The organism is Salinivibrio sp. HTSP (assembly GCF_003390965.1).
Lineage (GTDB): Bacteria > Pseudomonadota > Gammaproteobacteria > Enterobacterales > Vibrionaceae > Salinivibrio > Salinivibrio kushneri.
Window position 1 is genome coordinate 1 of the sequence record NZ_PXUD01000069.1, and the last position, 11,285, is coordinate 11,285.

The 11,285-nt window shown below is 50.5% G+C and carries 9 protein-coding genes and 1 CRISPR repeat array; of the genes, 2 read left to right on the plus strand and 7 right to left on the minus strand.

Going from position 1 to position 11,285, the window contains the following annotated elements:
- Positions 1–80 precede the first annotated feature (80 nt).
- A CRISPR array of direct repeats spans positions 81–1,368; the repeat unit is 28 nt; unit sequence TTTCTAAGCTGCCTGTGCGGCAGTGAAC.
- 150 nt (positions 1,369–1,518) lie between these two features.
- The 7 genes from cas6f to cas1f form a co-directional block, all read right to left on the minus strand.
- Positions 1,519–2,163, minus strand: a complete 645-nt coding sequence (cas6f, locus tag C7A19_RS12715; RefSeq protein ID WP_116645047.1) for a type I-F CRISPR-associated endoribonuclease Cas6/Csy4 — start codon at positions 2,161–2,163, stop codon at positions 1,519–1,521.
- A gap of 9 nt (positions 2,164–2,172) precedes the next feature.
- The gene (gene csy3 / locus C7A19_RS12720) at positions 2,173–3,156 is read right to left on the minus strand and encodes a type I-F CRISPR-associated protein Csy3 (RefSeq protein ID WP_077639455.1); all 984 of its coding nucleotides are present in this window, start codon (positions 3,154–3,156) and stop codon (positions 2,173–2,175) included.
- A 16-nt stretch (positions 3,157–3,172) separates the two neighbouring features.
- The gene (gene csy2, locus C7A19_RS12725) at positions 3,173–4,165 is read right to left on the minus strand and encodes a type I-F CRISPR-associated protein Csy2 (RefSeq protein WP_116645048.1); all 993 of its coding nucleotides are present in this window, start codon (positions 4,163–4,165) and stop codon (positions 3,173–3,175) included.
- Entirely contained in the window at positions 4,165–5,514 is a 1,350-nt protein-coding gene (gene csy1, locus C7A19_RS12730; protein WP_116645049.1) for a type I-F CRISPR-associated protein Csy1, read from the minus strand. Before csy1 ends, csy2 begins: the two co-directional genes overlap by 1 nt.
- 253 nt (positions 5,515–5,767) lie before the next feature.
- A complete protein-coding gene (locus C7A19_RS15690) occupies positions 5,768–6,574 on the minus strand; it encodes a hypothetical protein (protein WP_201264090.1) in 807 nt (268 codons plus the stop codon).
- Positions 6,575–6,579: 5 nt separating this feature from the next.
- Positions 6,580–9,216, minus strand: a complete 2,637-nt coding sequence (gene cas3f / locus C7A19_RS12735; protein ID WP_201264091.1) for a type I-F CRISPR-associated helicase Cas3f — start codon at positions 9,214–9,216, stop codon at positions 6,580–6,582.
- Complete coding sequence (gene cas1f, locus C7A19_RS12740; protein WP_116645050.1) at positions 9,213–10,184, minus strand: type I-F CRISPR-associated endonuclease Cas1f; 972 nt, start codon at positions 10,182–10,184, stop codon at positions 9,213–9,215. The genes cas3f and cas1f overlap by 4 nt, the downstream gene beginning before the upstream one ends.
- A 255-nt stretch (positions 10,185–10,439) precedes the next feature.
- Here cas1f and C7A19_RS12745 point away from each other — a divergent pair, with 255 nt between their 5' ends.
- Both C7A19_RS12745 and C7A19_RS12750 read left to right on the plus strand, forming a co-directional pair.
- The gene (locus tag C7A19_RS12745; protein WP_116645051.1) at positions 10,440–10,763 is read left to right on the plus strand and encodes a type II toxin-antitoxin system RelE/ParE family toxin; all 324 of its coding nucleotides are present in this window, start codon (positions 10,440–10,442) and stop codon (positions 10,761–10,763) included.
- The gene (locus C7A19_RS12750) at positions 10,756–11,040 is read left to right on the plus strand and encodes a helix-turn-helix transcriptional regulator (RefSeq protein ID WP_116645052.1); all 285 of its coding nucleotides are present in this window, start codon (positions 10,756–10,758) and stop codon (positions 11,038–11,040) included. Before C7A19_RS12745 ends, C7A19_RS12750 begins: the two co-directional genes overlap by 8 nt.
- Positions 11,041–11,285 lie beyond the last annotated feature (245 nt).

Here is an 11,285-nt window from a genome sequence, read left to right on the forward strand (position 1 = left end):
TGAGGCCAACGATTGACCTCGATCGTGACAGGCGCCCGTTGGCAATTTTCACATATCCAACACCGTAGCGGCGCTTGTGTCACCTAAGCTGCCTGTGCGGCAGTGAACCTTTCGCCAGCTAACTTCGAGCATCTTTCTGCCACCTAAGCTGCCTGTGCGGCAGTGAACTTCATCAGACGTTTGCAAAAATTCGGCGTCATTTTCTAAGCTGCCTGTGCGGCAGTGAACACGTCCACATACAAGGACTGGCAGCAGCTGATTTTCTAAGCTGCCTGTGCGGCAGTGAACATTCCACATGCACCTCGCCGTTTTTGTCTAGCTTTCTAAGCTGCCTGTGCGGCAGTGAACAAGTATATTCACGCCCTGATATTTTTTATCGTTTTCTAAGCTGCCTGTGCGGCAGTGAACTGGAGCTTTATTGCTCTTCTTCAACTAAGAAATTTCTAAGCTGCCTGTGCGGCAGTGAACGAGCTTTTCAAACAATTGTTAAATAGCTAAGATTTCTAAGCTGCCTGTGCGGCAGTGAACATAGAGATACACTTATTTTATAACTACTGCTGTTTCTAAGCTGCCTGTGCGGCAGTGAACAAGCAGCTATCTGAGTATCAGGCCAAGCTTGATTTCTAAGCTGCCTGTGCGGCAGTGAACTGGCAACGCCATATTGCCGAGATAGGCAAAATTTTCTAAGCTGCCTGTGCGGCAGTGAACTTCTTGCTTGCACCTATTGTCATCGCTTTTTTTTTCTAAGCTGCCTGTGCGGCAGTGAACCCAACCGAATCAAGCCAAGAAACAGCCACCAATTTCTAAGCTGCCTGTGCGGCAGTGAACGTTTAAAAGCAGTTGGAATAGCGGGGCAAAAATTTCTAAGCTGCCTGTGCGGCAGTGAACAATGTCAGGTTATGCCAACGATCGTAAAACGATTTCTAAGCTGCCTGTGCGGCAGTGAACTTGATGTGGACGCGGCGAGCCTGCAATTTACCTTTCTAAGCTGCCTGTGCGGCAGTGAACTAAGAAAAAGAGCCGCAAAGGCTCTTTTTTAATTTCTAAGCTGCCTGTGCGGCAGTGAACTGGTGTTATCATTGGTCGTTAGCACTGATGAATTTCTAAGCTGCCTGTGCGGCAGTGAACCTTACGACCACGAACCAAAGCGCGATCCATTTTTTCTAAGCTGCCTGTGCGGCAGTGAACGGATCTAAGTTTCGTTCTGGCATGTTGGTCTCTTTCTAAGCTGCCTGTGCGGCAGTGAACGCCTATTCGCCAGTTTTGCGCTTTGAGCGCGATTTCTAAGCTGCCTGTGCGGCAGTGAACAGATGTTCATTCTAGCACTGCTTGCCTTTGTTTTTCTAAGCTGCCTGTGCGGCAGTGAACAATAGAATAACGTAATAATCGTCAGGTACAACAGGCCATTAGGATAAAAATCGTCTTTTACCCTTGTTAAAAATGGCCTGCCGTAACTAACTGTATTTCCTCTCTATTTTTAAAGAGCCCAAAAAGAAGGGGTAAAGAGGGGTTTCCCCCTCAAAAACACGGTACCGCTGATTGCTGATCGGGTTCTCGTCGGCTGAGCCCATAACAGGTGAACGGTTGTTCCTTGTTTGGCGGCTGCTTGGTAGTCTCCCGCTCGATATACAAAGCAAACTCTTCCGTACGCCCTGCTCGTTTTTGGCTCGACAGGCTGGTGACTTGAATAAAAGGCAGCGACCAGCGTTTGTCGTCCGTTTTAATGTTTTCCAACAAACGACGCTTTACTTCCGCCTCATCGTAACCATTTTTGCTGGCAATCGCGGCCGCGCGCCGATCGAGGTTTTTATACAGTCGCTGCGGCGATTTGTAGTTCCAACGTTTAAAGTAGGCATAGTCTTGCACCCCTTCTGGCACCGGCTTAACCGCTTTGATATGTACATAATCGGTCAAGCGAGACAGCCACCGATGAATATTTAACTGCTCAAACGCTGCCTTGGTTTGCGCAAACAAGCGCAATCGGTGGCCGAGTGGGAAATCACCTTGGCGATAGTCCGGAAACCCCACCGCAATGGCTGACTGATTCGGCCCGATTTTGTTTTCTGCTAAGGCAATGTGCACTTGCTGAAACACCTTATGCCAGAGAAAATCTGCCGAAATATCGGTGTCGGGCAACAAGGTGATATCAATGTAATACTGCATTGTGCCTCCTTATGCGCCAAACACGCCGCCGCGGATCAGCATCGCCATAATGTAATGCTGCTGTTCAAGCGTTGGGGTTTTGTCTTTTAACATCCATCCATCGAGCAAGTTGTAAAAGTCGTTCTTTTCTTTTGGCTGACGATACGCCGCCCCGCGGTTAGTTACCGATCCATAGGGTTCGATGGCAATTGCGCCGACTTCGTCATAAGCAGGGTGCCAAGTATCAATGGTGCGCAGCGCGTTGCCGATTTTCTGTGAGTGCATCGCGGCTTGGCCATCTAATTGATACAAGAATTTACTTTTGTCGCCTTTGCCGCCGCCCATTACCAGCTCTTGAGAGGGGTAGACCGCTTGCCCTTCGCCCAGTTGGCAGTAGGCTTCAACATGGATAAGCGCATGCGCTTCTGTCAGGCCATATTGGATCACCTCTGCCAGCGCGGTGACATCCGGGTGCGCGTCAAAATCGTGCAAGCTAAATTCGTAGCTATCAAAGTTAAATTGCTTCTCGCCTGCGGTGACCACCACCTTAACTTGCTCGGCACCGACACGGTTGCGCCACAAAAAACGCCCATTGGCAATGTTGTGTGCGTAACGTTGCGCCAGCTCTTTAAAACCGGTTTCTGATTGATAGTCACGCACTTTATCAGCCAACGCTTGCTGATAGTCCGGATTGTTACAGGTTGACGGTACATGTAGTCCGCTGAGCACACGCAGTGAGAACGTCACTTTGAGCGTATCGGCATCATGCGGTAGTGCCGCAACATCGACCGTTTGTAAGTTCGCTTTAGATACTTCCGCATCTAGCTTAGCGGGATCATTGGCGGTGGCCGCTTTTAAGCGGTTGGAGATAGTGCCTCGCACTGATTTTTCGCCCACTTGAATGGGTTGCCAATCGCCTTTTTCCCAGTTGCCGGCATACATTAGTGCATCCGAAGGCACCAGTTTCGCTTCAAAGGCAAGCACGGAAGGGGTAGTCAGTTTTTTATCAGCCATGATGAAATCTCCTTAATTACAAAAAGTCGGGGTCAAAGTCAGTATCGTCATCGGTTGTGGGCACAACGTCAGGTTCAATGGGTTCGTCATGCGTTGCTGCCGTCACGCGGGCAAGGTACCAAGGGTAATCACCGTGATAACGCCAGCATGCCTCGTCGATATCGGTGAGACGATGTACGCTGCGCCACTCTCCCACGCTGTATGCTGCTTCCACAAAGCTTACCGGCACATCCGGATCGCGCACACTGGCGACCTCGCCTGCGGCATAACAGGGGGAAATTGCGCGGTAGCCCGTCATGATCGGCACTAAATATCCAGGCTTGGGTTTGGCTACGCGCTGCCATTGTGCCGAAACGGGTTGGTTATCGTCGTCAGGTGCGCTTTCATTATCGGCGACGGCTTGGTACGTCAACATGGCAAACTCACACCAAGCATCAAATAAGCTGGCCTGCGCATTGTGTTGCAATAGCTGTTGATGATGTTGAGCGAGATAATCATGTCTATCACAAAGGACAAAGCCCGGCATGAGACGGCGCAACGCTTTTTTCTGCATACTTGCATCTGCGAGCAGTTCAACCTCACCAATGGTTAAGATCTGTCCACCTGCGAGCCGTCGCTGAGGCGCCAAATCTTTCACTTCCGCGATCAACTTTGCGGCGGCGGCTTTATCACCGGCAATCAGTCCGTCAACCTCAATCAGCAAAGAGACTTGCATGTTCATGCGTCCCTCTTCATTGATCGATGCCGTCTCGCCTTTAGCAGTCACCGGATTGCGCGTTAAGGCAAAAACATAGTCGCCCCACCCTGTGGGCTGCCGTGCATGAACATTGTTTTTGTGGCTCACCACAGTCACGCCACCCAAACGCAATCCCATCGCATCAGGGAGTTGACGTGATAGCGCATGGGCAAAACCAAGAAAGTGCGTGATCGCCGGAAAACCATAAGTCAGCCCCGCGATCGCATTCGCGTTTTGCACCTCAATGTGCTTAAGCAATAGATACTGTGCCATTATCGGATCTCCTCAAATTGAGGCGTGTCGCGCTCAAACGCTTTTAGCTGGGTTAGGAACACTTTGCGGATGTAATCAAATTCCGTATCACCAAGCAGATAGTGTTGTTTGTCCTCTAGCTGGCGCAGTAGCCAAGCAGCAAAATCAGAGGCGACAGTGTCCAACCACGCTTGTGCGTCACGCTCTCGCTGAAATTGACCGTCGGGGTTGTACACATCCAGCCAAAGTGCATGTTCACGTTTTAGTCGGCATGCTTGATCATCAGTGCCTTGACTCCAACCGGCTGGAACTTGCTGCTGAACCCGCGCGGCATAGTCAAACACCAGGTCAGTGAGTGGCAGAATAAAGTCATGATCGCGCCGATAACGGGTGGCAAAGTTGCGGTCCCGTTCGGTTAAACTCGCCAAAAAGCTACGAAAGTCGTGGATTAAATGGCTGGTTTGGTAGGCTAAACGGCGGTTGAAGATGCTGGTTTGCTTGCTTGGATCCTCCGGCTGCTGCTGATAGCTTGGCGGCGCGGCATTGAGCAAAAAGCCCTCGCCATGACGCTCACTATTCAGTTGTGACACGTTTTGCGGTTTAGAGCCGCCAAAGGTTTGTTTCACAGTACGCGGAAAGGCTTCTAACCGCTCTGGGTGATAATGCTGTTTGTTCTTTGCCTCACGAATCGCTTTCACTTTCTCGCCATACCGCGTAGCGCGCACCTTGGTGTACAGGGTGTGCGCAAGGTTCGATGAATATAGCGGGCAAAGCAGGTAGTACTCACCTTCATTCACCGGAAAGTAGGTCTGTTTAATCAAGTTATGAGCCGATAGCACTTGGTCACCCAGTGCCAGTGAAAAGCCCGCACGCCAAGTCTCTAGCAAGTTAGCGTCATCAGTGAGTGGCTTAAGTGCGTTGATATGGCCGGCTTGTAACTGAGAAATGAGTGACTCCCCTTCCACAGTGATTTTTAAAAAACGCGCCACATCCAACGCAGCCGCATTGCCGACCGCATCAATGGCTTTCTCGGTCAGCGAATAGCTGGTGAGGTAGCGAGACTCGCTCTTATCGATCTCAGTGACTAGCATGCTGCTCGCTCTGGCATCGCTATGAACAAATTTGGGGCAATGCGTGGCGAGGCTAACTTGCTTGGCTCGCGTTGCGGCGTCGGTGATCCAATGAATTGGCTCAAACTTCGCTTCGATCGGCGCCGCTTGTTCCGCATAATCGGCATTGGCGATCGCCTCTTGCTCTTGGCTGGCGGCGGCTTTTAAGGCCTTATCGCGCGCCTTTTGCAAGGGCTCAAGCTTCGCCTGCTTACGCTGTTCAATATACTCGAGCAGCGCATCGTATAGGCTGTGTTCCATAAGCGCTTCCTTTTATCCTTCAAGACAACAATGTCTAGCTTACCGCCATAACAAGCAACTATCAATAACCTTATAATATTTATCAAAAATACAATATTGAATGGTAGTCAAGGTAAGATTTGAGCTTTGGAATAGAACTCCGTTATACTGCCTACTCTATCGCATCGATAGCTTAGAAATTATAATATTTATCAAACAGTTATACTGCCGCATAGGCAGCTTCTTTCTGAGGGCAACACACGTTGCCCTCTTTTTATTCCCGATAAGCACCCAGCTGTGGGTGCCAACACCAAATGATATTTTGGCCTTCTCGCTCAGCCGCGAGGCGTATTTCGCCCAAATGCTGGCTCGCTTTTTTAATCGACCATCCCAGTTGGTCAGCAAAGTGCTGATAAACAGCTTCCGGATTAACGTCAAACCACCAATGGCAACCGGCTGCCATGGACGTTTCGACAGGTTTAAAGCGATATGAGTGATCAGCGTATTGGTAGGGGTAACGTGAGGTATCTAACTGCTGCCAACGTAGCTTATCATCGTCGTTATAACACAGCACAAAGCTCTCTTGACGCTGGCTGTGACGAAATGGGGTGCGCCGGATCAATTCGCCGCTCCAACTGGCATGTTTACCGGGGGAACGTAGCCCAGCGGCTTGGCTGACAAGCGTGTCGTTCCACCAAAGCTCGGCTTCCTTACCGGTTCGATAAAACTTAGGTTGGTACTTTTCCCCGCCCGTCAGCTCCAATGTAAAGCGCAATGCTCGGTGCTCTTGCACGCCCCAGTGCGTTTCTTCCTTGGCCTCTGTTTTTTTCCGCAAATCACGTTCAAAGCTGGATTCTTTTAGCTTGGGGATTTCCTGAATGCGCGGCGTGGCGGAAATTGCCGTTAGGCCCTCATCAAGCGTGACCTTGTAACCTTTTTCGAGCGGGATAGCCGCGCTTTCAAAGCCTGGCTTACAATAAGCGGGATGCTTGCCTTTTAACGCACGGACATTCTGGTCGAGCACATGAATATTGGCGTTTGTCGGCGCTTGCTGACGGTGACGTTGTACCCGCCCCGCCAACTGAATTATAAGGCACGCATTGAGCTCGGCTCGGCAATGGCCCAGTCATAATCGTGATCGCGTCCTACTTCCACCACCGCCGTGCCCACCACCACAAATATCAGATGGTTGGCATCACAGTGTTCAATGGCATGGCGAATCTCCGGCTGTTCGAAAATCGCCGCTTCATCATAGCGATTTAACGCCGCATCGAGGCGGCTCTCTCGATAAGACCGCAGCGCCAACGGAAACTGGGAGTGGTACGGGCAAACAAAGAGCGCATGATCCGGATCTGGCGAGATTTGCACCAGCGCGCGGGTCAGCGCTACCATCGGATCGATATTGGCCATGCGCACCACGCCTATCGACACTGTTTTGCCGGATGCATGAGTTTGGTGATGCGCATGGTGCAGCTGATGAATATGGGTATGGATAAGTTGCGCTAGCGGCCCAAAATCGAGGTCAGGCTCGCTGGGTGTTGGGGGGACTACTAAAGAGGTAATCGCGGAGGTGTCTACCGTCTTCCCTTTGCGTAGCACCTGTTGCTCGCCCTCTAATCGCTTAACGCGCTTGGCGACAAAATCACGGTGATAAGTCACGTAATCGGTTTTGCTCGTTACCGTCTGGATCTCGCTGGTAAATTCATCAAACCAGCCGCAAATCACAGGCACACCGTCAGCGCCGCTTGTCTTCGCGCTGTCACCAAACTGGGCATGATTAAACTGCGCCCTGCCCGCGCGATAGGCATCAAACAAGCTTTTTACTAACGAAGGCGGCAAGGTCGCCGATGAGAGCAGCACCCGTGACCCTAACATGCCTGCCCAGTTCACCAAGCGGCACAGCGCCGGTAGGTCTTCAAGACCAAAATCATCGGGCTCATCAAGGACTAAGTCAGTACTGAGCAGACGCAACATGGGCGCAATTTGATGGCCGCCGCGCAGGCTTTCAGTGGCGGGCATTAGATGATCAATCGTGCTCACTAACACCGGCGCACTGACCAATTTCTCCAGCTTAGGCTGACTACTTAGCCAGTGTTTCAACCGGCCATCGTAGATTTGCCCTTCGTAGCTAATAAACAGTTGCTCGAGAAAGTCTTCGGTAGACTCACTGCCGCCGGAAGACTGATATGACGTATTTTGCGCCTCGTGCAAGCGTTGGATCGCTTGCGAGCCAACGAGCACCGCCAGCTCATCATCGCCAAGTTTCAGCAAGTCGCGATACGCATCGCCGGTTTGCAATGTCAATGTTCTCAACCCGAGCGCCACCGAGAAACGGCACCCCTGCCAAGGATCGGATAACGCATACATAATGCGCGCATTGGCGATGGTTTTCCCACAACCTGTCGACGCCATATTAATGCCAAAAAAGCCCTGCGTTTCCGACTGAGTGGCTATGGTTTTGGTTTTCCGATAAGCGATATCTTGCCAGTGATACTTCTCTTGTTCGGCGCTTTGGCTAAAACGGCGGTGCTGGGCAATCGCCGGCAATGTCCATTTAAGTGAGGGTAAATTCTCCGCAAAGCGCCTCGCATTAATGGCCACGCCGATGTTGTGTTCATCTAACTGTTGTTTAGGTGGCGCGTTTTTGCGCTTGCCTTGAGACTGGTCTGTGTTAGCAATAGGCGCGTAGTGGCCATCGCGCCATTTGGGTTTGGACTTTTCCAACGGAAGCGACGAATAATAGCGATCCGCCAGCATTAATGATAAACGTGCCATATGGCTGACAAACCGCTGCGATAACCAATCAACTTGTCCATGAGCGCTCCACGGATATTGGCGGGCACGCTGGGCTAATTGACGCGCTTTGTGTTGCCAAGGCTGGCTTAAAAACGGGGTGCCACTGGGGAAGCGCCAGTTGTCGACAAGCGCTTGTGGATCATATTTAGCGAGATTAAGCGCGTTGGGTGCATTCCAGTGGCTGCCAAAGCAACGGCTCAGCCATTGGTCAATTTGCGATAGCTCAACGGGTGCTTCGCCATCATCATAGTTCACGGGCAACCGATGGTGCGACACAATCAGCCAAGCCACGATACGTGCAAATGGCGATAAGTCACTAAAAGCAGGCTGATAGCCTTCTGCTTCGGTAAACAGTCGTGCCAGTAGCTCTGCCTCATGCTCGACGGCGGTTTCAGGCGTCAGCTCGCTGAGTTCATCAAGCCATTGCTGATCCTTTTTGCCCTTAGCGAACGCTTCGAATAAACGCAAGGATACCCACTCATGACGGTATGGTTCGCCTTGGTGTGTCGTTTGGCCGCGAAGCTTTTGCTGGAACAACGCATTGGCTTTGCCAAAATCGTGAAACAACCCCGCCATGGCTGTTGCCAGCACGATCACCTCATTAAGCTGCCAGCCCTGCTCCCATTCTTTGTGGCTAAGATCCAGCTCAGTGCGATTGACCGGTACATTGCCTTCTAAGTTAAACTTGCGGCGATTACCTACAATCCATACCAGTTGGCTATGGGTTCTCGAACGAACCCAATGACAACTGACGGCAGTGCTGCGGCTGGCGGTTTTGCTTAGCATTTTTCGCACCGTGTTTAAGCCATCTTCGGTGATCAGCGTTTGCCAAGTGTTGTCACCAATTCGATTAGCAAAAGCATCGAGCACGCGGCGGGTTTTCTTCAGTGCCTTTTTCTCGCACTGAGAAATAAAGGTCACCATCATAGTTGCTGCTCCGTTATCTCATCCTCAGAGAAATCTTGCAGCGCAATGGCTTTGATGGTGTTGAACATCAAGTCCATCGCTTTGTGTTCAATAAAGGCTTGCAGGACTTGCTGGCGAAATTCTTGTTCGGTGGCGTTTTCTTTGGCGCATACAAACGCCCAAGGCAGCACGATGGCGTCTTTGATTAGGTCAGCGGCATCAAACACCAGCGCGCCGCGACGGGTTTTGCCATGCATCACCGCAAATCCGTGCGGGATCCCGAGCACCCATAAACAACTCGCCGCCAAGCCATAGGCTAAGTAGTTGCCATGATTCAAAAAGCGATTGGCGAGATCGTCGGCTTCATGCTGGCGTTTAAAGCTGGTTTTTTGCGTGCGGTTGGCGGCGTGTTTGTAGAGCGCTTTGGTCAGCTGCGCTTCGGTAAGCAATAAATCAGCTGGCTTGCTGGCCTTCTCGGTTCTTTCCACAAAGGTGTCCAGCGCACCCGCTAGTTCAGCCACATCGAACCCTTCAAACTTAAGTTCACGGCTCGCTTGCCAGACCTGCTTTAAGTAACTCAAACGAGCTAGCTGAAAAGCCCGCGCAGCATCCAGTCGCTTTTGATCATCAAACCAAAAAGACAACCAACCTTGCAGGTATTCGGTGGGTCGATACTCGCTTTGCGGCGTAAACCATTCGACCTCGGTTGCCATATGTAGCGGTGTGCCTCCACCTCCGCAGAATCCAACCAAGACACCCGCTTGCGACAGCATACGCATCGCCGCTTGCGTGATTGACGTGCCAGTACCGAGCAGTAAGACGGTGGTATTGGCAATGGGGATATTAAAATAGAGGTTTTCGCGTTTCGCCTCCGCCAGGTACAACACACGACCGTCTTTTTGCATCACACGGCAATGCTCGAGGTAGTACATATTGGCGCGTTTGGAATGAAGGATGGTTTTAAGATCGGAGGGCGAGAGATCGTCCATGGGTGTCCCTTTCGTGGTTGTCCCGAGTGACAAAGCAGATCACTCACAAGCGCTAGAAAGGTAACAAAAATAGCAATGCATGCCCGTGAAACAAGGCACAGTTTAGGGTTTGAAGGAAGATCGCAATCTACTGTCTGTACGATTGTTATCCGAATCAGTTAACAATAATTGCCCACGATTACTAGGAGTTACTCGGTATGATAAGTGGATTTTGATCCACAAACGCTTATCATATATGATAATGAGAAGTGAAAGATGCACTGGAACATTGTTTTTTACCGAGGCGTAGAAGAGAGCATTCTCAACATGCCTCCTAAGATTCAATCGCGAATGCTCAAGCTGCTCGAACTAATTGAAAAACATGGCGCAAAATTAGGTCCTCCTCACACAGAATCAATAGGTAACGGCCTGTTTGAAATTCGCGCCAAAGCAAAAGAAGAAATCGGACGTAGTCTATTCTGTTATTTAGACGGTCCCAACATCTATATCTTTCACGCATTTGTGAAGAAAAGCCAAAAGACACCAAAGAAAGACTTAGCATTGGCAACAGGGCGTATGAAAGAGGTGAAAAATGAATAGCTTACAGGCATTAAAAGCGAGAGCATTACAAAACCCAGACGTGAAACAAGCATACGATGAATTGACGCCTGAGTTTGAATTGATAGATATGTTGCTCAGTATGCGCAAGCAGGCCGGGCTAACTCAACAGCAGGTTGCAGAACGTATGGGGACGAAAGAAGGCAATATTTCTCGACTTGAAAAAGGGAAAAGTAATCCAACCCTTAAAACCCTGATTAGCTATGCAAAAGCATGCAATTGCACGCTTAACTTTGGCTACAAACATGCGTCAAATTGACGTGTATGGTCAATGCCAGTCATGCGGTTTTGTTGATATTGAACCATCCCCTACTTCCTCTATGCCACGACCCACTAACAATGAGCTGGCATCAAAAAAAGCAACTATTTCAGTATCTAAGCTGCCTGTGCGTAGGTCGGACAAGCGCTAACTCGATCGTACAAGCTAGGTGTGATTTGCGTCGCGCGCAGTGCAACTGGCGCCATCCGACATCGGAGCCAACTATTAACCCCTGATCGTGACAG